Origin of the sequence: Paenibacillus xylanexedens (assembly GCF_001908275.1) — a bacterium.
Lineage (GTDB): Bacteria > Bacillota > Bacilli > Paenibacillales > Paenibacillaceae > Paenibacillus > Paenibacillus xylanexedens_A.
Window position 1 is genome coordinate 2592815 of record NZ_CP018620.1, and the last position, 23822, is coordinate 2616636.

At 47.6% G+C, this 23822-nt stretch carries 23 protein-coding genes and 1 pseudogene; 10 read left to right on the forward strand and 14 right to left on the reverse strand.

Going from position 1 to position 23822, the window contains the following annotated elements:
• Positions 1-38 precede the first annotated feature (38 nt).
• From BS614_RS11410 to BS614_RS11460, 11 genes and pseudogenes are all read right to left on the reverse strand, one after another.
• A complete protein-coding gene (locus tag BS614_RS11410) occupies positions 39-1082 on the reverse strand; it encodes a S66 family peptidase (protein WP_074094048.1) in 1044 nt (347 codons plus the stop codon).
• A gap of 94 nt (positions 1083-1176) precedes the next feature.
• Complete coding sequence (locus tag BS614_RS11415) at positions 1177-2511, reverse strand: DUF4179 domain-containing protein (RefSeq protein ID WP_074094049.1); 1335 nt, start codon at positions 2509-2511, stop codon at positions 1177-1179.
• Positions 2508-3023 carry an RNA polymerase sigma factor gene (locus BS614_RS11420; RefSeq protein ID WP_074094050.1) on the reverse strand — a complete coding sequence of 172 codons (516 nt, stop codon included), beginning with the start codon at positions 3021-3023 and terminating at the stop codon, positions 2508-2510. The genes BS614_RS11415 and BS614_RS11420 overlap by 4 nt, the downstream gene beginning before the upstream one ends.
• A gap of 166 nt (positions 3024-3189) precedes the next feature.
• A complete protein-coding gene (locus BS614_RS11425; RefSeq protein WP_074094051.1) occupies positions 3190-3717 on the reverse strand; it encodes an ankyrin repeat domain-containing protein in 528 nt (175 codons plus the stop codon).
• Between the two features lie 68 nt (positions 3718-3785).
• Positions 3786-4649 carry a helix-turn-helix domain-containing protein gene (locus tag BS614_RS11430; protein ID WP_084174492.1) on the reverse strand — a complete coding sequence of 288 codons (864 nt, stop codon included), beginning with the start codon at positions 4647-4649 and terminating at the stop codon, positions 3786-3788.
• A gap of 18 nt (positions 4650-4667) precedes the next feature.
• Positions 4668-5120, reverse strand: a complete 453-nt coding sequence (locus BS614_RS11435; protein WP_074096806.1) for an NUDIX domain-containing protein — start codon at positions 5118-5120, stop codon at positions 4668-4670.
• Between the two features lie 207 nt (positions 5121-5327).
• Positions 5328-5768: pseudogene (locus BS614_RS11440) on the reverse strand (GNAT family N-acetyltransferase); the annotation flags it as partial.
• 150 nt (positions 5769-5918) lie between these two features.
• A complete protein-coding gene (gene flgB, locus BS614_RS11445; RefSeq protein WP_036610664.1) occupies positions 5919-6329 on the reverse strand; it encodes a flagellar basal body rod protein FlgB in 411 nt (136 codons plus the stop codon).
• Between the two features lie 183 nt (positions 6330-6512).
• Positions 6513-7328, reverse strand: a complete 816-nt coding sequence (speD, locus tag BS614_RS11450; RefSeq protein WP_036610662.1) for an adenosylmethionine decarboxylase — start codon at positions 7326-7328, stop codon at positions 6513-6515.
• A 157-nt stretch (positions 7329-7485) separates the two neighbouring features.
• Positions 7486-8064, reverse strand: coding sequence for an SLOG family protein (locus BS614_RS11455; RefSeq protein WP_026081201.1), 579 nt, complete (start codon positions 8062-8064; stop codon positions 7486-7488).
• 59 nt (positions 8065-8123) lie between these two features.
• Entirely contained in the window at positions 8124-9272 is a 1149-nt protein-coding gene (locus BS614_RS11460) for an RluA family pseudouridine synthase (RefSeq protein WP_157116071.1), read from the reverse strand.
• Between the two features lie 189 nt (positions 9273-9461).
• On the opposite strand from BS614_RS11460, the gene BS614_RS11465 reads away from it, so the two are divergent.
• On the forward strand, positions 9462-9869 hold the full coding sequence (locus BS614_RS11465) for a hypothetical protein (protein ID WP_074094052.1): 408 nt from the start codon (positions 9462-9464) through the stop codon (positions 9867-9869).
• Between the two features lie 217 nt (positions 9870-10086).
• On the opposite strand, the gene BS614_RS11470 is transcribed toward BS614_RS11465, so the two are convergent.
• Positions 10087-10797 (reverse strand): GT-D fold domain-containing glycosyltransferase, encoded by a 711-nt coding sequence (locus tag BS614_RS11470; RefSeq protein ID WP_074094053.1) that lies wholly within the window; start codon positions 10795-10797, stop codon positions 10087-10089.
• A 312-nt stretch (positions 10798-11109) separates the two neighbouring features.
• On the opposite strand from BS614_RS11470, the gene BS614_RS11475 reads away from it, so the two are divergent.
• The 6 genes from BS614_RS11475 to BS614_RS31945 all read left to right on the forward strand — a co-directional run bounded on the left by BS614_RS11475 (position 11110) and on the right by BS614_RS31945 (position 16960).
• The gene (locus BS614_RS11475; protein WP_074094054.1) at positions 11110-11799 is read left to right on the forward strand and encodes a glycosyltransferase; all 690 of its coding nucleotides are present in this window, start codon (positions 11110-11112) and stop codon (positions 11797-11799) included.
• An 18-nt stretch (positions 11800-11817) separates the two neighbouring features.
• Complete coding sequence (locus BS614_RS11480; RefSeq protein ID WP_074094055.1) at positions 11818-12807, forward strand: polysaccharide biosynthesis protein; 990 nt, start codon at positions 11818-11820, stop codon at positions 12805-12807.
• A 75-nt stretch (positions 12808-12882) separates the two neighbouring features.
• A complete protein-coding gene (locus tag BS614_RS11485) occupies positions 12883-14286 on the forward strand; it encodes a nucleotide sugar dehydrogenase (RefSeq protein ID WP_074096807.1) in 1404 nt (467 codons plus the stop codon).
• Positions 14273-15019, forward strand: a complete 747-nt coding sequence (locus tag BS614_RS11490) for a class I SAM-dependent methyltransferase (RefSeq protein WP_074094056.1) — start codon at positions 14273-14275, stop codon at positions 15017-15019. Before BS614_RS11485 ends, BS614_RS11490 begins: the two co-directional genes overlap by 14 nt.
• Positions 15020-15476: 457 nt before the next feature.
• Positions 15477-16607: a glycosyltransferase family 2 protein gene (locus BS614_RS11495; protein ID WP_074094057.1), complete on the forward strand. Its 1131-nt coding sequence runs from the start codon at positions 15477-15479 to the stop codon at positions 16605-16607.
• Positions 16608-16777: 170 nt separating this feature from the next.
• The gene (locus tag BS614_RS31945) at positions 16778-16960 is read left to right on the forward strand and encodes a hypothetical protein (RefSeq protein WP_210436973.1); all 183 of its coding nucleotides are present in this window, start codon (positions 16778-16780) and stop codon (positions 16958-16960) included.
• Between the two features lie 347 nt (positions 16961-17307).
• On the opposite strand, the gene BS614_RS11505 is transcribed toward BS614_RS31945, so the two are convergent.
• Both BS614_RS11505 and BS614_RS11510 read right to left on the reverse strand, forming a co-directional pair.
• Positions 17308-17832: a DUF5412 family protein gene (locus BS614_RS11505; RefSeq protein WP_074094058.1), complete on the reverse strand. Its 525-nt coding sequence runs from the start codon at positions 17830-17832 to the stop codon at positions 17308-17310.
• Positions 17833-17855: 23 nt separating this feature from the next.
• On the reverse strand, positions 17856-18749 hold the full coding sequence (locus BS614_RS11510) for an AraC family transcriptional regulator (protein WP_074094059.1): 894 nt from the start codon (positions 18747-18749) through the stop codon (positions 17856-17858).
• Positions 18750-18863: 114 nt separating this feature from the next.
• On the opposite strand from BS614_RS11510, the gene BS614_RS11515 reads away from it, so the two are divergent.
• The 3 genes from BS614_RS11515 to BS614_RS11525 all read left to right on the forward strand — a co-directional run bounded on the left by BS614_RS11515 (position 18864) and on the right by BS614_RS11525 (position 23674).
• Positions 18864-20684 carry an ABC transporter ATP-binding protein gene (locus tag BS614_RS11515; protein WP_074094060.1) on the forward strand — a complete coding sequence of 607 codons (1821 nt, stop codon included), beginning with the start codon at positions 18864-18866 and terminating at the stop codon, positions 20682-20684.
• Positions 20677-22626, forward strand: a complete 1950-nt coding sequence (locus BS614_RS11520; RefSeq protein ID WP_074094061.1) for an ABC transporter ATP-binding protein — start codon at positions 20677-20679, stop codon at positions 22624-22626. The genes BS614_RS11515 and BS614_RS11520 overlap by 8 nt, the downstream gene beginning before the upstream one ends.
• Positions 22627-22819: 193 nt before the next feature.
• Positions 22820-23674: an Rpn family recombination-promoting nuclease/putative transposase gene (locus tag BS614_RS11525; protein WP_074094062.1), complete on the forward strand. Its 855-nt coding sequence runs from the start codon at positions 22820-22822 to the stop codon at positions 23672-23674.
• The last annotated feature ends 148 nt before the right edge of the window (positions 23675-23822 follow it).

Genomic DNA, 23822 nt, shown 5'->3' on the forward strand with positions numbered 1-23822 from the left:
TTCTTACTTCAAGGTATGCATCTGCCTATAAAAGGTGATTACACAAACGCCATCTCAAGGCTCCCGCGTCCATTTTCATAGGCGACTTTGCCCAATGCTCCATTCACAAAGGTGAGCTGGGGCGGAACATGGCCGAGATCCACATCGTACAGTACAGGGACATCCAGATCCCCAAGTGCAGAGGATAGGGCATCGGTAAAATTAAAATCGGCGGTATCGGAATAACCGGCAGGTCGGCCAAACATGAAACCTTTTACACCTGCAAACCAGCCAGCCTGTTTCATCTGCCACAGATGACGGTAGATATCCCCCGCGTTCATCTCACAGCTCTCCAGATACCAGATGGTTCCTTCGTCTGCACAATACTGATCCAGATATGATGCCACGGGTGCATACGGCGTACCAATCAGACAGGTGATCGTATCCATACATCCGCCGATCAGCCGACCTGAGAACGCCACAGCGGTGTCTGCATCTTCCGAGTGGCTGAGCTGTTTCCATTGCGAAGGTGTATCCAGGTTAAATCCAGGCAATTCCGGTTTCCATGCCGATTGATAATGTGTGGAAGACGATTGTGTGATCTGTCCGCCGTATTTGGTCTGTAACACATCAATCCAGCGGGCAGTCACGGGATCGAGGGCGTTTGATCTTAGATCAACATAGTTGGTGCCATGTGCGGATGCTGTTCCGGTGATCAGGGTATAGGCGAACAGGAACGTACTGATATCCGAATATCCCATGACCCATTTGGGCGGTAATGTTTTCAAAGCTTCCCAATCCAGCAGGGGGAGGATATCCATCAGAAATTCTCCGCCCCATGGAGGGATAATGGCTTGAATATTTGGATTGCGGAAAAACTCATTCATCTCTTCGGCGCGTTCCTCTTTGGAGCCACTCACACATTTGGTGTTGTGGCGGAGCGATGGGCTTTCCACCACGCCAAAACCAAGGCGCTCCATATTACGTTTGCTCTCCTCAAGATAATGGTATAGGGATTCGCCTACACCGCTGGAGGGGGCTGCCACACCGATCATGTCCCCTTGCGCGAGTGGTTGCGGATAACGGATTGAACGATTATTCATTGTGGAAACACCCTTTCTTGTGAGCATTGCTCATCTTCATGAATATTTCCATTATATAGATTAATCCGATTATTGAAAGCACGTTGTGTTCAGATTAAGGGTTCACAGGAATCTCCAATGAGAATGGTGACTTGATTTTCATCGGATAGGTGGAGATGTTCATCTTCACTTCACCTTTTAATTTGGCTCCATTTTCGATAGTAGAAGAAACAATCGTATGACTATCATCCGTCCCTTCCCCACTACTCCAACTGGTTCCAGGAACCTCATATGACTTCCCTTCACTGTCTTTAACATTTCCGAAAGAGAGAACGAACCCACCTTGCATACTGCCAGCAACAGAGAAGTCAATAATTAAATCGTTGCCTTCAACCTTGCTGCCAACCATCTTCAATCCAGGAGGACCACCTGTAATCTGACGTGACTTCAGATCAAGTGAAAGATTCAGATCCTTTTTGTCCAATCCCGAGAAGCCAGATCCCTGCAAGGTCAGCTTTTTCGGTATGGAGAAGTACATGCTTTCGAAGTATATGGAACGTTCATCCTCACCGGTTGAGGTATCTGTTCTCCACGCGCGGCCTTGCTCATCAACCAGTTGAAGATCGCTGAGGCCAAATACCTTCTTGGTATTTTTAGGATCAAAATTCACATCAAGCACAAGACGTGTTGGATACATAGTAGCCTGTTTCACATCAATACGCTGTCCATCCACTGTTAACGTCTGATTCACAGGAATGACCTTTTTCATGCCTTTGGTAAGATTCTTGTCTACCGGGAACGTTATTTTCCACTTTTCTGCACGCGTTGTATCTCTGGCCTTAAACACGACGCTCAGCTCTTCAGGAGGAGAGGTTCCATCCGAGAAGATCACGTCTATCATATTCTCATTCACATTCTCGTCTGGTGAAGGTGTTGGATAAGCGTGAGTAAACGCAACTGGAAGATCTTTACCGTTCTCATCGAGCAGATCAATATCATAGTTGAATTTCTCGGGATCTTTCATGCCTTTCATCGTGTAAAAAATAACCATACGTGACTCGTCTGTGATAATGCCATCAACGGTCAAGGAAGTACCATCATGCTCGTCGGTGACACCGATCTTCTGCAAGAGAGACTGATCGATCGCCATCATTAATCCTTTGTCCTGGCGAATCATACTCACAATGCCCTCCATTCCGGGCAATTGCTCTACAAAGGACGCAAAGGCGGGAGAGACGCGGATACAACCGGTAAACAACAGGATGAGGGCAGCTGCCGAGATGGAGCTCATATACCAGCGCAGCAGGGACTTTCGCTTACGGGCAGCCTGGCGGATTCCGGACTGCACAGCCTGATAGGCAGCATCCGGTACAGGCATGGTTTCGTACTCCGTCTTTTGAGTATTCAGACGTTCTTCCAATGTGTCGAATGAGTTTTGTTCATCCGTCATGAGGATACATCTCCTTTCGTTTCAAGTTGATCACGGAGCTGTCCGAGTGCCCGATGTAATCGGGATTTTACAGTTCCGGTCGGGATGTCGAGAATATCGGCAACTTCAGTTAAGGAGAAACCTTCGAAATAACTCAGAATAATAATCTGTTTGCAATCCCGGTCAAGAGTGGAGACGGCGGCAGCAAGATCGGGGTCCGCAGGACGATCCCAACTGCTGGATTCATGAATCTCGGTGACGGGACGGAAACGACTTTTGCGTTTGCGTTCGTCTGCACAGTAGTTGAGCATAATGCGGATGAGCCAAGTGCCAAAGTAGGAGGGCTCTTTTAATTTTTTGAGTTGACGGAACGCTCTGAAGGTTGATTCCTGAATCGCTTCGAGCGCATCACCTTCGTTATGCAGATAGGCATAGGCGATACGGTACAGTCGGCTCTGATGTAATTCCATTAAGGCTGCGAAAGCCTCGGCATCCCCTTTTTGTGCGGCGATGGTGAGATGAGTAGGGGTCACATGGCTCCTCCTTTCATGGATATGTTGAGTATTAGACCGTGTAAGGCTCCAAACGGTTCTTATTTTCTGAAAAAAATGTAATCGAACAACAAATAACCGTCAGACCTCCTCTTTGTACTCCAAAAAGAGTTCTGGCGGTTATTTATGTTTTCACTCTAGCTGATCATTATTGCTGTTGCGCTGTTACGGCTGCTCGCAGACATGAAGCTGTAGATGTGTTACCACGTTCAAGTGAAATCTCCAGTGCGGTCTGGCCTGCTGAGTTTAGCGCGTTTGGATCAGCTCCATGCTGAAGTAACATCTCGATAAGTTCGATCTGATCCGTATGAAATGCAGCGGAGTGCAACGCATATTGTCCATCGCTGTCCAGAATATTCGTGGATGCCCCATGTTCGAGTAAAAGTTGGATAACTTCTGGTGAACGTTCTCCGGCAAGTGCGGCATGCAGTGCAGTATTGGACGGAATAAAGGAAATCTTGGAATGAGAAAGGGCGTTAACATCCGCTCCATGCTCCAGAAGAAGACGAACTACTCCTGCTTGTCCATAATGAGAGGCATATCCCAGCGGAGTTAACCCTTCCTGATTTTCAGTATTGGTGAGTTCCGGGTGAGAAGCGAGCAATAATTGCAGGTTGGCCACATCTCCAGACTGTGCAGCCTGAAATAGTTGATTAATTTGTTCTGCATGATTCATAAGGAATACCTCCATCTGATGAGATAATGTAATTATAGATGTTCCTCTTCAGAGGTTCTTCTTCATAATCACCTTTTTGCCCGCAGCTGGGAAGGAGAGCTATGGAAGCGTCTAGTGAATAATGAACTGAACGAACCGAGGCTCTCGAAGCCCACATCATAACAGATATTGGTGACAGACCTGTCCGAATCAAGCAAAAGCTGATTCGCAGCCAATAGTCTACATTCAGTCAGATAACGATGGGGTGAAGTACCAAACAACTTTTTATAACTGCGTAGAAAATGATTCACGGATAGTTGTGCAGCCGCTGCTGTCTGTTCTAGCGTTAACGGCTGATCATAGTAGGCGGAGATATACTCATGCCCGATATAGACTCTTCGGTACAACTCTTCTCGGGTTGAACGTCTGATCATATCCAGTTCGTTGATCTCTTGCTGAACGTTACGGTGTAGATCCAGCATGTGAACAGCAAGCTGATGAAGCTGCTCCGCCATTGCCCAGGAGTCCAGCCTGTCTTGACTGTAGAAATTCCGCAAATGATTCAGGGCTGCGCCAAGCCGATTATCCATCGCGTATGTACGTTCTACCCATTCCATCTTGCTTGAGGGTGAATAACTATACGGCTCATCAAGTAGCCGAAGATCACTGGTCATTAGATTCCGACCGATCTCTTCCACATAACCGGGAGGAAAGAAGATACAGAAGGATTCAACTGGAGTAGATGAATCAATGTGAAGACTATATTCCTGGCCCTCATTCAGAAGCAGATAGTTCTCATTATTGACTGCGAAGTGACCGCGTCCCGCTTCATAGAGCGTTTTTCCGTTACGGAATGTTTTCAGTGATAGCGAGCCGCTGCCTTTCCAATCGAATTGGGAACTCGATTCATGCAGAATGAAGGGTACAGGTTGAGGAAGAGGAATCTCCAACACTTGCAAGCACCTCCAAGCTTAATTCTGGTTATACAGCTTCTTCACAGCTTCCAGCCCAGGCACGGCAAAGCAGGCGAGTGGAGAGGGCAGATCATTCAATGGGAACCAGCCGATCTCACCGATGGCTCCGCCTTCTTCCAGATTATGAGCATGACCGCCAATCACCTTGGTGGAATAGAGCACGGATATCCAATGTTCCTTCTGCTCTGGCTGGATCGTCTCCGCCGTGCAGAGCAGACTGTCAATGGCGATATCCAGATTCACTTCCTCCTTGATTTCACGGATGACGGCAGTTTCCAGTGATTCATAGGGATCGACTTTCCCGCCAGGAATACTCCAAGTGTGCTGTTCGGGCTGACGATTCCGCCAAGCGAGAAGCACTTCGCCCCGTTCATTCAGGATGACCGCACCTACGCCGATGCGAGGTGAAATTTCAGATTCACCTTTTGGAACAGAACTTAATTCCGACATTGACAGCGCAGCTTGTTCGTTCCCATTACGTTGTGAAAAACCACCCGCGTCCATTTCCCCAGATTGAGGAGTGTGAGTAGACTGGAATGACAATGGAAGCCCAGACTGTGCCGACCATTCTTCCGCAAGGATACTCATCGAGATCAGGTCATAATGCATGCCATCCCGCAAAACTGCTGAACGCTGGCGACCCTCTTCCCGGAATCCAGCTTTTAGGTACGCACGTCTAGCGGCTTCATTGTATTCAATGACTTCCAGCGCAATCCGGTTCAGGTTCAATTCGTGGAATCCATATCGAAGAATCAGAGCAAGGGCATCACTGCCGTAACCTTTACCCCGATCATTTTCTTCGCCGATGCCAATGGCAAGACGAGCGGAGCGATTGTTCCATTCAATCCGGTAGAGGGCTGTGAATCCAATGAATCGGTTACCCTCCAGTGTACGTAATGCAAATTCAAATCCGTTGTCTCGGCGGACAGAGGAGGATCCTGTCTCATCCGGCGTTAACGGAATAGCGATATCAGTATCCATGTTGCGCAAATATTCATAATCATCTGTGAAGCGGGAGAGACGCATGCAATCTTCCGGGCATGGGGCCGCTAATCTGACTTTGGATCCTTGAAAACCATTTAAATGACGTGGAGACATGTTGCACCTCTTTTGTTCGATATGAAATCAATCGTTTCTCCCCATTATACTACGAACAGGAGCGGATACCGAAAATTGGCACAAAACGAGCTACACTCAGGGGAAAAAATCATAAAAAAAAGCAGCCGTTTCGGGCTGCTTGTACATTCATTATTTCAGATCATTCAATAAATTCTTCATTTTTTTGTAATGTCCACTGACCCGATCAACCATGTAGTTATACATGAGCTGATTCTCCGAAAGATTCGCCATTTCCTTGTCAATGTCAACGTTATTGTTGTTATTGTTCATGGCTGTTTCGTTGTTCTCGACAATTCGGTACTGTACGATCGAAGAATTGGGATCACTGATAGGAAAGTGTTTGTCATGAGTCCGCTTCATGGCGAGCTGATCTGTTTTGCCATTTTCAACGATACGTCTCAACTCTTCCTGAAACTCTACCGTTTTCTTTTTGTAGTTGGGCGTGTCTGCATTGGCTATGTTGTTGGTAATGGCATTGTGCTGTGCAGTAAGCGCTTGTAACAGTGATTCGTTACGTCTTGTCGTATTCGTTTCGATCACGGGCTCAGTCTCCTTCACTGTAGATTGTACAGTTACTTCTATAATAAGAAATAAAGTTGCACACTGTCAACATAACAAAGAAAAAGACAAGCACATGCCGGAGGTCCCCCATAAAGAAGAACCCTGCCTTCATGAAATCTTGTCTTAGATTTTGCCCTTGTGGATCAGCGTTGAACAACCTCTTTAAGAGGGACGATTAATATTTTTGCCGTAATAGATCTCGTCCATCTCCAGCTTCAGCCACTCCGTAATCTCCTGTTGTTCCTTCTTGCTCAGCTTATCTTTGGTGTACCCAAACAGATAATTGTCGAGATCAAATTCCCTCAGTTTACATTTGGTGTGAAAAATGTTCTCCTGATAAACGTTCACGTCAATCATGTCAAAGCTGCTCTTGATCTCATCCGGAATATAATTCTGAATCGAGCCGATCTCATGGTCAATGAACAGCTTGCGTCCGCTCGTATCCCGCGTAAAACCACGCACCCTGTAATCCATCGTCATAATGTCCGTATCAAAGGAGTGGATCAGATAATTCAGTGCCTTAAGCGGTGAGATCTCACCACAGGTGGAGACATCAATGTCCGCACGGAAGGTACTAATACCTTCACTAGGATGAAATTCAGGGTAGGTGTGCACAGTGATATGGCTTTTATCCAGCTGCATGACAACGTTATCGGGCAGAGGGCCGGGAGATTCATCGAGTGATTCTTCAGGGATCTCCACGATTGGACCTTCGGAGACAAGCATCGTCACACTCGCACCTTGAGGCACGTAATCCTGCTGGGCAACATTAAGAACGTGGGCTCCGATGATGTCGGAGACGTTGTTCAGAATTTTACTCAGCCGTGCGGCGTTATACTGTTCATCAATATATTCAATGTAAGCTTCGCGTTCATCTTTGGTTTTGGTATAACAAATATCGTACATATTAAAGCTGAGCGACTTGGTCAGGTTGTTAAATCCATGCAGTTGAATGCGCTGCTCTGGCGTAATTGTCATGGTTGCAGTTCCCCTTATCCCATACGACATATCATCGCAGTTATAATACTACTTATACCCAACCTGCCTCGAAAAAAAACATATGTACGTCATTCAAAATACGATTCCCCTCTGATGAAAGCTATGCATGAATGGACTTCAGATGATCTACATTTTTTCAGAATGAAGAATCGTCGAAGTCCGCAATATCGTTCATGCGCTCATCCTCAGCTACAGATTGAATATCCTCTGAAGTGACACTGATGATTGTATAGTCCTCGTTCTGCTGTTTCTTCACGGCTTTTTCCTTCACAAAACGGGGGCTGCCTTCTCCGGCATCTTCGTCATAGACGAGCAGAAGACCGTCGCTTTTACGCAGCAACAGGTCATCCCGTGCAGTGAACTGCCAAGGCCCGATATAAGGTTGATTGCTAATCGCACCGTAATAGTCCACACCCGAGAGGATGGAACGGTAATACTCCTGCTTGTCTTCTTTCCATTGCTCCTCAGGGTTCTGAAAGGCAGTGATAATCGACAGTTTCAGATGTGGATACGTCTTCTTCAGATCAATGACCACTTCGCAGGCCCACAGATCCACACCGTATTGCCCCGGCGTCAGCACCCATTCCAGACCATCCTCGACAAGTGGAGTGAGGCGGGAGGAGATGGCTTTTTTGATAAAAGGAATACCTTCATGCTTCTGTCCAAAAATTTGCAATTCATGTGCCCGGTAACCGGTGATCAACAGATTTTTCAGTGTCCGTTCCTCCTTTCAGGCATGATCCATGAATCAGCCGATTCTCTATAAAGAAACAGTTATTTCACAGGTGGAGTTTCTGCACGGAACGGATACAGGAATGGCTTTGGAATATCCGTTTCGAATGACATTAACTCATCCGTTGTGGGATGGATAAATGAGAGTATACGTGCATGAAGTCCGAGACGGCCGAGATCTCTTGTACGTGCACCATATTTTCTGTCACCGGCAATCGGATGTCCGAGATCTTCCATATGCACACGAATCTGATTTTTGCGGCCTGTCTCCAGACGCACTTCCAGCAGGGAGAACTCACGGTTCGACTTCAGACGTTTGTAATGTGTGATGGCATGTTGTCCATCATTCGGACGAGAGCTGGAATACATTTTCAGCGTTTTGGTTTCCTTCAACCAGGAAGAGATGGTACCTTCTTCTTTGGCTACCGAACCTTCAACAAGGGCAACGTAGACGCGGTCCTGTACATTTTCTTTCCAGTTGTTTTGCAGCTTCTGCTGCACCTCTTCACTTTTGGCAAACATCATCACACCCGACGTATCCCGATCCAGACGATGGACAACAAAGATCCGGTTGAGCGGATTGGTGCGGCGCACATGCTCTGTTAGTTGGCGATAAGCCGTCAGGTCATCTGTCTTGTCAGCGGCAATGGACAATAGTCCGGCTTCCTTACGGATCACAATGATATCATCGTCTTCATGCAAAATGTTAATACCCGTCAAGGAAGGAGCAGCGACTGCACCTTCTTTTCGAATGTAGACAATCTGACCTGGCGTCAGCGCTTCATTAAACTTGGTTACGACCTTCTGATCCACGGATACCTGTCCACGACCCAGAATGGACTTCACTGCGTTCCGTCCTGATTTCAGATGCTGCAACAGGAAATTCAACAGTTCGTCCGGTTCGGTTACTTTGTACTGGCGTGGTGGTTCCTGCTTGCGATAGTAGGAATTGCCTGGTCGTTTAGATGCGCTGGCATTTTTGGGTTTGTTACCTCCAGCTTTCTTGGGTGCACCCGATGATTTTGCGGTTATTGGCTTCTTATTCTCCTCCGTATTGCGTGATGCGGAAGCACCTGATGTTTTGGCAGATGAGAAGTTAGACTTGCCGGAACGTGCTGTAGATGAACCTGCGTATGTTTTTCCCTTGGCCGAGGCCGATGTTTTGCCTGTTGGACGTTTGCGTTTATTCATGAATAATAATCTCCTTCTGAACAGCCTGTACCGCTTGTGTGCATACGATCCGTTCATTTCGTTATGCAGTTCAATATACCACTAACAGTCGACAAATAAAAATAGGTTCATGGAATCTGCTATACATCCAATCCGAAGAGTTGTGAGATTCATAGGATATGTTATCCCATAGCATTGGAGGTGTTACTCATGGGCGTGTTTCTCGATATGAGAACTTCGATGAACTCGGCAACCGTAGGACAGCCCGGTTTATCTCTAAGTCCATCCCCGGAAGCATTCGGCGCAATTGGTCTTCAGACCCAAGGTGTGGTGAACCCCATTATTACGTTGAACGGGACAGTAGGTGTTACGGGAGAACTGGGAGATACCTTTGTTGTGGAGCTAGTACGGGGATTCCTATATGATCCTTTCTATGTGATCTACCGTGCTGAAGGTACGATTGGACAGAATGGCGGTGCCGAATTTCATTCGTTCACTGCTCAGGATCTGTCTGCACCACCAGCATTGGAAAGTGTGTATACTTCGTTCATCTCGGGCGTGTCCACAGCAGTAAGAACCGGGCCGGAGATGTTATACGGTATTGCAGCCACCGGTTAGTAGTGAAAGGCGAAATATAACAGGCAGAGTGCTTCGTCATCACTTCTGTTGACGGCAGAGTTCGCTTCATACCCCAGAGACGCAAGACAATGTAGTGATAGGTTTCGACTAGCGCTCAGCAAGAAACCCCTGGCTCAAGAAGTCGGGGGTTTTTGCCGTACAAGCATCTGCACGTTTCAATACAACTCACGAATCTAAAGTTTGGAACTGTCCAGGATCAGTTGGCACGGCCTTTCAGAATGATGTTGTTGGCTTTGCCAAAGTCGATGGCAACTTTGCCTGCGAGTGCAGCTGTTCGTTCCGCAAGGATAACCGCATTGACGCCACAGGAGAAGAGAGCGACATCGAAGGTATGTTGATTAATCTGAATCCAGTACAGCGTTTCATCCATTTGATCATAGCTGTCGAAGGGCAGGGCAGTCACAATGTTCAGATTATACGGATCACGTTCGAGCATGACACGCAGTGCCTCAATCTCACGAGTAACGAGTAACACACGCTTGCCTGCAAGCATCTGCCAGAAACGCGGGTTCTGCACCAGTTCCCGATTAACACAGGCATGACAAGTCATCGGAGGAGAGATGCCAAAGTGTGCAAATACCATGTCGGTCAGGGGTCTTTTGAGATAATCCGGAGCATTAATGGTGCTGTCACCACGAGGAAGAATGCCCACGATATCGGCACGTTGCAAGGAAGCGGCGACTTCATCCCGTAGTTTCGGGTTGGGCAGACGAAGTCCCTTTTGCCCTAGGTTGGCTTTCTTGGCCCAACGCTCCTGAAGGACTTGTTCGGTGGGCCATACGGTTTCTTGAGACATGACGATATTCTCGCCATCACCGACTCTTACAAGAGACAGCGGTCGGTGTTCCAGAAGTGCCGCTTCGAGCTGATCAAGCACACCTTCCATTTCAAGATAGATCGAATTCATTCGATGGGTTGCCTCCTTTGAAAATTGAACTGTTCTATTCTATGTTGCGACTACAGTTACGATATGTACGTTCGACCCGAAGGGCGCCATCATTGGTTGTATATCAATCTATTTATAGGAAAGTTAGTACATCTGTCGGTACCGCTTCTATCAACGTTTCATACGTTATAGAGTGCTGGATTCACAAGCGAGATGTCGCTTGTAAGCGATCAGATAGATAGAAGATGGTCTTGGTAGGAAGACGGCATCAAAACTATGAAAACAGTCTGTATCCGACAAACGGAACTTGCAGCGTACATGAGGAGGAGTGTTATGTCCAGGAAAGTTGTGATTGAGATTAACTTTAACAATTACGGAATGGACCCGCAGCGATTGACGCGGGAGTGGCTGGAGCGTCGGATGGGCATCTTCCGCACGTTCACATTGCATTGCCTGAAGGCGCAGACGAATCAGGATTTCCTCACAGTGGTGAAGTTGTCCAAGGAATCGGGGGAATTAATGCAGGAGATTCTGGCGGATCAGGAGCCGCTTCCTTCCAATATTCGTTTTGGAACCAATATCGAGAGTGTGCGTGCCATTTTGGCGTTTGCCAAAGGTACGGAGCAGCTATATATTGCCCGTCTGGATTCGGATGATCTGTATCATAAAACCTTTGTTCAACAGCTCTACGATATTCAACCACAGCCGCAGACGATGGCACTGATCAACCAGAACGGATATCTGTGGGACAGTGTGAATAACGAGATGGCCCCAGCGTTTCACCGTTCTCCGCAATTCTATGTCTACTTATATCAGACAGCCGAATACGCAGCAGGATACCGGGTCAAGCTTCCGGGCAGAGGTACACATGGCAATGTCATTGAACTGCCGCACGAGCTGCTTGCTCCGCGCAATTATGTCAACATCGTACATTCGAGCAATACTTCAACCAAAAAGGTACCGCCCAAAGACCGGTTAAGCCGGGATGAGATGGCACAGGTACTACGCGAATTCATGATCTGATCAGGGAGGGATTCATCCATGATTCAAGGACAAACGATTCTGATCACCGGAGGAACGGGCTCCTGGGGTCAAAAGCTGACTGAGGTACTGCTGGAGCAGAACCCGGCTGAGATTCGCCTTCTGTCACGTAATGAATACGCCCAGATTGCGATGCAGCGAGAGTTCAACTATGATCCGCGTCTGCGATTCATCATTGGGGATATCCGCGATTATCGGGCAGTGGAAGATGCATGCAGAGGTGTGGGTGTGCTCTTCCATCTGGCTGCACTGAAGCATGTTCCGGTCTGCGAGGACCAACCTGATGAAGCGTTCAAGACCAATGTAATCGGGACCCAGAATATTATTCGGGCTGCGATACGTATGAAGGTTGCCAAAGTCATCGATGTGTCCACCGATAAGGCGGTAGATCCGATTAACGTATATGGCATGACAAAGGCTTTGGGTGAAAAAATGATGATCCGTGCCAACTGGCTAAGTGAAGGTACCCGGTTTGTCTGCATCCGCGGGGGCAATGTGCTTGGAACCAGCGGCAGTGTCGTGCCCTTGTTCCGTCGTCAGATCAATGAAGGCAAAAGCCCGACCATTACGGATATAGGCATGACCCGTTTTTTCCTGACGCGTACCGAAGCTATACATTTACTTCTTAAGGCGGCTGAGGCGGCTGTGGGCGGAGAGACTTTTGTGATGAAAATGAAAGCTTCCAAGATGACGGAACTTGCATCCGTCATGTTGGAACAGGCAGGTCGTCCATCCTTCGATTATAAGGTGACGGGCATACGTCCAGGCGAGAAACTACATGAAGTGCTGATCTCGCCCTATGAAGCGCCGCGTACGTACCAATACGATGCACAGTATTATGTCATCCTGCCGGAGCACAAGGACAAGAGCCTGACGGATCAGTACAGCAGTCTGCCACGTGTGAACTTCTCCGAGTATCGCTCGGACAGTGCCATGATGAACAAACCAGCGATTGCCCGGTTTTTGCGTGCAGGTGGCTATATCGATTAGGGTGTGTCTCAAAACTCGTTCGGAGTTTTCAGACACACCCACCGAGGGGAGGCGGAGCGTTTGGAGGTGGAAGGAATGGAAGAAAACCATCAACACAACCAGCACGAAGGTAATGAAGAGTTACAGCAACGTACCCTAATACAACATATTAATGACCGCTCCCTAAAAGCTGTTGTCATTGGTCTCGGTTATGTTGGTTTACCCATGGCTGTAGAGATGGCACAGGCAGGTTATCAAGTCCACGGGATTGACATCGATACTTCCAAGGTAGCCAAGCTGAACGCCGGGAATTCGTATGTCATAGGTATAGAAGATGATGTTGTGCAGTCGCTTATACAGGCTGGATTATTCACGGCAAGTACCGATTATGCAGCGGTAGCACAGGCCAATGTGATTGTAATCTGTGTGCCCACTCCGCTGACTGCCGAGCATCAACCGGATATCTCGTATATTTCGGCCGCGGTGGATGGCATGACTCCGTATTTGCAGGAAGGCAGCCTGGTTATATTGGAAAGCACGACCTATCCGGGCACAACGGAGGAACGCGTGAAACAACCGATTGAAGCGGCAAACGGCTGGCGAGCTGGAGAACAGTTCTACGTCTGTTATTCTCCAGAGCGGGTAGATCCGGGCAGTGTGCATTATGGTGTGAAAAATACCCCGAAGATTATTGGTGGTTCCACACCCGCTTGTCTGAATTATGGTAAACAGTTCTACGGCTCGTTCCTCAACGAAGTTGTTCCGGTAAGTTCAACAACGGTAGCGGAGACGGCAAAGCTGTTCGAAAATACATTTCGCAGTGTCAATATTGCACTCGTGAATGAGCTGACCCCGGCCTGTGAACAGATGGGGGTAAACATCTGGGAAGTACTGAATGCGGCGGCAACCAAGCCGTTTGGTTATATGCCATTCTATCCCGGTCCCGGCATCGGCGGGCACTGTATCCCAATCGATCCGATCTATCTGTCCTGGGCTGCAAACCGTCAGGGATCGGAACTGCAGTTCATCCAGCTGGCGGATGCAACCAATCGGCAAATGCCAGAGAGAGTGGTGAAGCGTGCTACGGAGCTGCTGGAGCAGCATGGTGTATCTGTGCGGGGAGCACGTGTTGTACTCGCGGGTATGGCTTACAAAAAAGACATTGACGACCTGCGCGAGTCACCAGCGCTGGATGTCTTCCGGTTGCTGAGCGCAGCAGGTGCAGATGTGGTTTTCACCGATCCAATGGTGCCTGTCTTCCGTAAGGATGATGGTACAGTGTTGCACGCTAGTCCGGCGGTGCCAGAATTGTGGACAGGAGCTGATCTGGTGATCATCACCACGGATCATTCGGCATTCGATTATCAGGAGATGGCAGATCATGCAAAGCTGATTTTTGATACACGCAATGCAACGGCCGGATGCCACGGGGGAAATATTGTGGTGCTGGGTCAGCCGGTTCACCGAGTGAAAACGGGAGAAACCTATGGCGAATCATGATCGAGTGAGCGAACGCTATTACGGCGAGATTAATTCGGAGGATTCTCATGAAGCGACAAGAACGCGTATCCACTGGATGTGTCGTGAGGCGACAGGCAAACGCATCCTGGATGTCGGGTGCAGTCAGGGCATTACGTCCATTCTGCTGGCACGTGAAGGATTTCGTGTCACTGGCATTGATTTGGAAGAGGAAAGTGTCCGGTATGCGCAAGCTGAGCTTGCGAAAGAGTCTAGGCCAGTTAGGAACAATGTAGATTTTAGAATGCTGGATATTACACAATGGAAAGTAAGGACGATCTTTGATACGGTGCTGCTTGGAGAAGTGCTGGAGCATTTTGCTCATCCGGAGACGTTGTTGATCCAGATTCATCGGCTGTTACAAGAAGATGGGACGTTGGTTGTAACCGTGCCGTATGGGTATCACCCGTTCTATGACCATAAGCAGACCTTCTATGCGGGAAGTCTGGCGATGACCCTGATGCCGTATTTTGAAGTCTTGAAACTGGAAGTTCATCATAAATATCTATGTTGCGTGGCCCGCAAACGGCGGAGTACACAACTGCATATGTCGCCGACTTTGGACCAACTGATGGAGTGGATGGAGCTGGATCATGTCCATTTTTCCGAGGTGGAACGTAATCATCTCCGCGCAATGAAACAGCGCAAGAAGGCTTTGGACAGTGCGGTGGAGCAGGTGAAACGGCTTCGCCGTCAGGAGAGTGGGGAAGGGTAGCAGTGAAGGTAGGGATAGGGACAGCGGCAAGGGCAGGAGTATTCTAACGAATCACACACACCTTATTTAGATGATTTTGGAGAGATGAGAAATGTAACGAATCTCAGCGACGCTATTTCATCCAAAAGCTGTGATAAACGACGAATGGATGCCTATAATGCGAGAATAGCGGGTCTCAGATTCGTTACATTTTCCAAGTGGCTGAAATACACCAAATAGCGTCACCTCAGTTCGTTAGCCACAGTGAAAATGAAATGAAATCTTTATTGAACTTTGAGATTTGGGAGAATGAGTGTGAAAGCAGCCTCTTGTAGTGGTAGCGCTGATTCTTGGTTTACAAGTTAATCGTAAGTTTGAAGAGAAAATTGGAGTGGCTTAGTACCAGTACCTGGTCAATGAAAGAACAAACCCGTTATGAAATTTCGCAATACGCGTACGACAGGAAGGGGCTCAAAACGTGATCACCATCAGTCTGTGCATGATTGTGAAGAACGAGGAACGCACGCTGGCGCGCTGTCTGGACTCGGTTGCCGGCATCGCGGAAGAGATCGTCATTGTGGATACCGGTTCATCGGATGGCACGATGGACATCGCTGCGCAGTATACCGACCAGGTCTACACGTATGAATGGAAGGAAGACTTTGCCGCAGCGCGGAATGAGTCATTCGCCAAAGCCACGCAGGAGTATATCCTGTGGCTGGATGCGGATGATGTGTTGCTGCCCGCGGAACGGGCGAAGCTGGAGGTGTTGAAGCAGCAGCTTCCGTCCGGGGGGAAGACGGAAGCTGTGATCTTGAACTACACGCTGGCCGAGGCGGCGGAGGGAAGTCCACTTGTGACGGACCGACGCCTTCGCCTGGTCAAGCGGGATAGCGGGTGCCGCTGGCATGGCCGGCTGCACGAGCAGCTTAGCTTCCCGCGGGGCGAGGTCATTACGGCAGATATTGCCGTCACGCATCGCCGCGAAGCGGGGCATCATTCGGCGCGAAACGTGCGCATTCTGCGCAAATGGATCGCCGAAGAGGGCGTAGCCCAAGGTCGCCTGCTGTTTTATTATGCAGGCGAATGTTATGACCGCCAGCGTTATGCGGCGGCGGTACGCGGTTACATGAAGCTGCTGGAGCAGCCAAGCGGTTACCGCGAGGATCGCCTGATTGCCTGCGCGCGGCTGGCGGAATGTTATGAACGACTGGGCGAGCCGGGCCGCAAGCTCGGCGCATTGCTGCAGTCGTTCCAGTATGATCTGCCACATGCCGACTTCTGCTGTGCCATTGCGGCCTGTTTCCATGAGCGGCAGGAACCTGTCTCGGCGATCTACTGGTATATGCAGGCGGTGGACGTGAGCAGCCGCGATCCGGGTCTGCGCCCGGTGCCTGTGGCCTGCCGCACCTGGCTGCCACATGCCCGTTTATCCCTTTGTTATGCCCATCTGGGCAACTGGGAGCACGCATTGATGCATAACACCAAAGCCCGTGAGTACTTGCCCAACGATCCCGGGTTGCTTGCCAATCGGCAGAAGCTCGAAGTGGTGGTACGCAAGGAGATGAAGGAGCGTGAAGAACGTGGTGAAGTGTCACCGCGTAAGTAGGGAGACAACTGGGACAGATGAGGACAGAAGGGTTTGAAGCGGGAGTAGAGATAGAGAAATAGATTGAAGCAGAATTGCAAGGACAACAAAAACTAATCGTTGCTGTAGGATGCGATAGGACGGATCAGTGTGAAAATAAGGGTTGAGCGGAAATAGAGTGTAAGGCACAATTGCGAGCAGAAGCAGAAGCAGAAGCAGAAGCAGAAGCAGAAGCAGAAGCAGAAGCAGAAGCAGAAGCAGAAGCAGAAGCAGAAGCAGAAGCAGAAGCAGAAGCAGAAGCAGAAGCAGAAGCAGAAGCAGAAGCAGAAGCAGAAGCAGAAGCAGAAGCAGAAGCAGAAGCAGAAGCGGATTAAGAGGTAGAATAGATATAATAGATAAATTATGATGCTGCCATATGTTTAAAGTCCGATAGCTACGAAGTTGGTAGTAAACAAGCATATTAGATCACAATGAAGTATAAGTAATTACACGATAACATGTAGAACAAGCGTAGCCCCGCTTAACCGAAAGAGTCGGTGAGCGGGGCTTTTTACGCTTCTCGTACCGCGTGTATCTCCTACATGGTGTAATGAAAGTAGCATTTGGTGAAATTTTCACAAGGCTTACACCGCGTAAAACTTCTGATGTGCGGTGCAGTGAAGATTAGGCATCAGGATGGAACTTCCCGCGTTTTAGACTTGCACTATGTTGCTAAGTTGCTTTACTTTTCGGGTGCCAAGCATCGCACAGACTGGTCTTTCATCCGTAAGCTTTTGCACGCCCAGCCCCATCCATCATATATTTCGTCATCGATGTTGAGGGTTATGGTCTCATCCGTATATTCATTCCAGTTTTCAATCCGGAGCGTGTTTTCACTTTCCCATTCAAGATGGTTATTTCCGTGGTGCTTGGCACGATAGATCGTTTTTACCGTGGCGTCCTCAGGGGCATTTGTCTTCTTTACATCGACCCAGATCGTAATCCCGCCTGCGGCACCACCGTAAGGTACACCGTAAATTTCGGCAGTATAGTCACCATTACGTGAAGGCATGGAATAGCTTAATTCTCCTTTCTCAGAACGGTCAAACGTGGAGAAGTAAGGACGGAGCCAGAAATACAGGAATAAGGCAACGAACAGTACAAGAATCAACAATGTAAATGTAGTAAGAATAGGGTGTCTACGTATCCAAGGTTTGCGAGAATCTGTATGGGATGAACTTGAATTAGCTTGAGTATTTGAGTCCATAAGGTTGAACCTCCATTTGCAGCTTACAGTGAAATTTGCTTTGCAGGAATATAAATGTCCATTTCTCCGTAGTGGTCCTGAGCCAGACTGCCATCAATTCTTTCAAAATAGTAGGGATCACTCTTCTCGTACCCCGAATGGCTCTGCCAATATTCATCGATAAATGTCCAGACACTGTCCAAATGATCAATGTTGATGAGACTTGGATGGAAATCACAGACGAATTTGAATACGGCATACTGGTTGGCCGGGACCTCAATTCCGTCCAGTTCTTCAGGGATATGCTCCAGACTGGTGACCTCTACAGACGGCTGGTATGTACTGTAATCCTCGTTAATTTCATTGGTAAATCCGATATATACGTTGGGTTGCAGCACGTTAGGAATCGAATGAAAGTGTTTTTCAAAAAAGTCGTTGCCTGCTGAATTGGCTTCATAGTGTTCTTCATTATCTGCATACCGAATGTGGGACCGTTGCCCAATGAGTTTCATGGCCGGTTTTCGTACATACGTTGGTTTGAAAATATATCCATATGGAAGCCTCGTGATCATGGACGAAGTCATGCGGGCTGTGAATTCAAGGTTTCCAGCTCCCTGTTTGCGATACTGCAGGGGTGTAATGCCGAAGGCTTGTTTGAAAGCACGTATGTAGGATTGTTCATGTTCAAAAGCGTAATGTCCGCTGATATCGATAATCTTCCAGTTCAGATTCACCAATTGCTCGAGGCTGCGTGCCAATTTGCGTGAGCGAATGTATTCTCCAGGCAATTGTCCGCTGACATGTTTGAACATGCGATGCAGGTGGAATTTGGATATATGAGTCACAGATGCCAGATGATCCAGCGTTAATTTGTCTTGAATATGGTCTTCTATGTAGTCGAATAGCTTATCCAGTGTGTCTAGCAGATCGTGTTGCATATCAATCTCCCTACTTCTAATAGTACTTACAGCAATAAATGTTCATTTTTTCCTTATTACCGATGATATCATAACCAAGTACATAATTTAATGACAAGATTGGAGAAAGCATCCATGTTTGCTGACAAAAAAAATTATACAACGTTAGGCATGTTAACTCGATTATGGACACTAACGGGCAAGTACCGTATGTTCATCATTCTGTTACTTTTCGCCGCATGTTTGGTCTCCCTGATTGAGGTCGGTTATTTGGAATCGATCCGAAGACTGGTCAAAGGCGCGACTGAAGCACAGTTTTCGTTACTCTACTCAGGGTTGATCATAGGCGTTAGCATTGTAGTATTACGATTGATTGTAACCGCATTCATGACGAGGGTCGAGACGTTATTCCAGCAAAAGACATTATTGTCTGTGCAGTCTCTACTGCTCTCATCCTTTAGCAACACAGAGACACGCGATCTGGCGCATTATCATACGGGTGACCTAACCTCTAGGGTCTGGACTTCAGCCAAGGAAGCACAGAAGGGGATCAACCAACATGGCATTGAACTCGCCAAAAATATCATTCAGCTGATTCTTGCCTTTGCTTACTTCAGCTGGGTGAACTTGCCGCTGTCGTTGGCTATCATTGCATTCACTTTGATCTATCCTCTTGTAACAGTAGGACTGGGTAAACGTCTACAAAGAGAGCATGATCAGTTGAATGCCAGTGCAGCATCAAGAGATGAGATACTGACTGAAATCATCCAAGCCCCGGTTGAGATCCGAAGTTACGGACTCGCGGGTTATGTACACCATCAATTTAAAGGTCGAATGGATCAGGTGTTCAAACATACGATGTCTGTATCTGTGTTACAACGACTTTCGGAAGCAGCCGGACGGGTCTCCACGTATGGTGGCATGATTCTGATTCTCTATCTAGGCGGCATGCAGGTCCTGAATGGACATATGGACGTAGGCGGACTGGCAGCTTTTCTGGTAGCAAGCAGTCAGTTAACTCGTCCGATTGAATCGTTATCTGGGCTGTGGAATGATTTTATTGGCTCGGCTTCTCATGCGTCCAGAATCTTTGAAGTGCTGGATTTGGAGAGAAAGAACACGGTTGCTAATACCAGTACAAATACACATGTACGGTCCGATACGTATTTAGTGCAGTTTGAAAAACAATCTAAACCGGCTGGCATCAACGTGCAACATGTGTCTTATAGGTATGCGGAGCAAGAAGAAGTGTTAACAGATATTTCTTTTGAGGCCAAGAAAGGAAAGCTTACTGTAATCACAGGGCCAAGTGGGTGCGGAAAAACCACGTTATTAAAATTAATAGCAGGATTAGATACACCTGTTACTGGTTCGATTAAGGTCATGAATCAGAAGAATTCACTGAATGGTGTGAACGAAGTTCAGACAGCACATGTCAATCAGGTGTATATTCCGCAACAAGCCTTTATTTTCACAGGTACAGTGGAAGAGAATATTGTTTTTGGACAAGAGGGGGTATCTGCCGATCAAGTAGAGGTCGCGGCCCACATGACGCATGCACATGACGCGATTATGCGTCAATCGCTCGGCTATGGGACAGAGCTTCAGCCGCAAGGCGGGACGATGTCGGGTGGTGAGCTTCAGCGTATTAGTTTAGCCAGAGCGATGCTGAGGAACCCGGATATTCTATTGTTGGATGAACCGACGTCATCTCAAGACCCGTGGCATGAGCAACGATTGAATGATCTCTTTGCCCGAATCACTGCTGACAAAGGCACAACGGTTATTGCCGTTACTCATCGATTATCGCTGATCGAACTGGCGGATCAGGTCATCTATATTCAGAAGGGACGCGTGGAAGATACAGGGACCCATCGTGAATTGCTGGATCGTGCAAACGGATATCGAAGTTATATTGCGGAGCAGGATACGGAAGTGGAGGAACAGCATGAGTAACAAGATTGAAGATGCAGCATATGCCGATGACGTTGAAATGAAGAGCAGTCATGAGAAAAGCGGAGCATATGAGATGAATGAAAATAATGAAAATGAAGCTCATCATCAGATGAACGAAAGTGATGCTCCAGATGACCCAAAACAAGCCGTATCATTGGCAACGGTATGGCCTGTTATTTTTCGCTGGATGGAGCCTTATGGATTAGCTGTAACGATCTTGCTCATTTTTATCGCCGCAGATGCGGTCTTTGATTGGGGACTTGCCTTTGTACAGGGATTCTTCGTGGATGCTATTCATGATGGGGGACAGGAGCAGCTTAATGCTACAGCTATCATCTTTATCGCCATTCTGGCAGGGTTTATCGTATTGCTCGCTATGCATCGTTATGTGCTGGTATGGCTCAAGGAATCGATGCAACGGGATATGTCCATGGATCTGTTGAAACTGTTAAACCGGATGCCCTATTCCTGGGTGCGCAGACAAAAGTCCGGGGATGTGATGCTTCGCATCAAGGAAGACACCAAGCATGGTGCAGAAGTTGTGGAGGCTATTGCAGAGGGTGTTACGGTTGTATTCATCATTGCTCTATCGCTGGGATACTTGTACAGAGCAGATGCATGGGTTGCGGTTATTGCCTTGGTAAGTGCAGGGGCAATCTGGTTCACGGCGAGGTTGTATGATCAGCGAATTGTACATCTGTCCGATGAGATCGAATCCAGGGAAGGCGAGTCCCAAGAACAGATCCAACAGTATGTTGAAGGGATACCGGTGATTCAGATGTATAATGCTTCACCGTGGTTTCTCGCTCGTTTTCGGACACAACAGCAATCACTGAATCGTGTTCAGGCTAAGTTGCAGATGACCCTGAGCATGTCGGATAACGTGGCGATGGCGGTGTTTGGTCTGGCTCAATTGGCAGCGTTGTTCCTTATTGCTTTGTCAGCGGCTAGGGGAACTTTGTCTCCGGGCATGGTTGTTGCAAGTAGTCTGCTGTTTGAACTGGTGGTGTGGCCAGTACTCGGCTTGTCCAGCCAGTGGAGTCAGATGCAAGCCAGCGTGGGTGCATTTGGACGTATCTCTGCATGGTTGAAATTGGCGGAGAACAAGAAAACAGACACATCCAATACTAAGCACGAGGAGCTTGCACAGGGAGTTTGTAACCAAGATCAAGGGAGCACACAAAAAGGGGCACATAAAGAGAACGAAATTGCTATGTTACGTCTTCAACAGGTTACGGTAACCGATGAAGACAGTGGTCGGAAGATTTTGGATCAGATTACGCTTAATCTGGTTCCTGGTGAACTGGTTGCGGTAGTTGGCGCCAGCGGTGCTGGAAAATCTACACTGTGCCAAGTGTGTGCGGGGTTGATCGAGCCAACAAACGGAAGCGTATTACTGGGTAATAAACATGTTGCAGATTATATAGAGATGGGTGACCAGTCCAGACTCACGTATATGCCGCAGACACCAACCTTCTTTTCAGGAACGATTGAGGACAATATCCGTCTGGGTTCAGACGTTACATTGGACAGAGTGAAGCTTGCAGCAGAGCATGCAGGTTTGCATGAATATATTGAGGCACAGGAAGGACAATACGCAGCAATGTTGCATGAGAAAGGGGCCAATCTATCTGGAGGCCAACAACAGCGACTGTCGCTTGCTAGACTCTTTACGAGGTCATCCGATCTGTATATTCTGGACGAACCAACGTCATCATTGGATATTCAGACAGAACAGAACGTAATGAATCACTTGCTGAACTTTATGAAAGGCAGTATAGGGTTGCTTGTCACACATCGCATGGAGGTTGCTCGTCAGTGCTCTCGCATCCTTGTGATGGAACATGGCCGAATTGCCGAGGATGGGACGCATGAACAGCTGATGCAGAGGAAAGGATTGTATTATCGCATGAATGCAAAAGCAGCAGTTGTCGATGAGTGAGCTTGTTCAAGATAATTAATGGACACGATATACTGAATTATATTTATCCTTATTTAACTTATGAACCTTGATGAGAGATGACATTGTAAAGGAACGAGATTGGAGTTAGTTAATTCATACGGATATCGAAGTGTATCCTGCAAATATGTGCACCCGACATGGTATAATAGAAAGAAACGGAGTTGATGGCCAGATGTCTGATTTGCTCGATCCTCGAAACGATTTTGTTTTCAAACGTATTTTTGGCAGTGAGGAAAATAAAGATGTCCTGCTTGTGTTCTTGAACCGAACGTTTGCAGAGTCGGGTGAACAGCCACTGACAGAGATTGTACTACTTAACCCGTATACCGATAAAGATGCTCCTCTGGATAAACAGTCCATATTTGATATCTGGGCGAAAACAGCTGAAGGTAAGCTGATCAACATTGAAATGCAGTTATTTAATAAATATGACATCGAAAAGCGTACCCTATACTATTGGAGCAAGCGTTATTCGAGCCAGCTGCAGGAAGGTCAGACATACAAAGAATTGAAAAAGTGCGTCACCATTAATATTTTGAATTACTCGTTTATCGCGAATGAGCGTTATCATAATGTGTTTCACCTGAGGGAAGACCACACTGGACTTGAACTTAGTGATGATCTTGAAGTGCATTTCATGGAGCTGTCCAAACTGGACGATCAATCCGTTCCGATGGAAGGCGGGCTGATTAACTGGCTTTTGTTCCTGAAAGGTGCTGATAAATCCAATTGGGAGGTGTTGCAAATGAATGAACCTACTTTGAAGAAGGCGATGGATACGCTGGAGTTCTTGAGTCAGGATCGGGAAGCGCGTCGTTTGTATGAAGAGCGGCAGAAGTATTTGCATGACGAAGCTTCTATGATTGAATGGGCTACGGAAAAGGGAATAGCCAAGGGATTAGTAGAAGGGGAAAAAAGAAAGGCGATTGAGATTGCAAAAAATATGCTCTCGTTTGGAATTGAAGTTTCAGTTATTGCCAAAACAAGTGGTCTAACTGTGTCTGAAGTTGAGGCGTTGAAAGATTAGAAGCGCATCAGTACAAAAAAGTCGCTGGATGGCTTAGGGTTTTCAAAATGAATGCAATCGTTTTGTCCAACTACGGCAGGACGGTTGTTTTTATTTTGATGAAGGGGCTTCAAACGTTTTACAGTAAAACGCGGTTGCTCATTCGTTG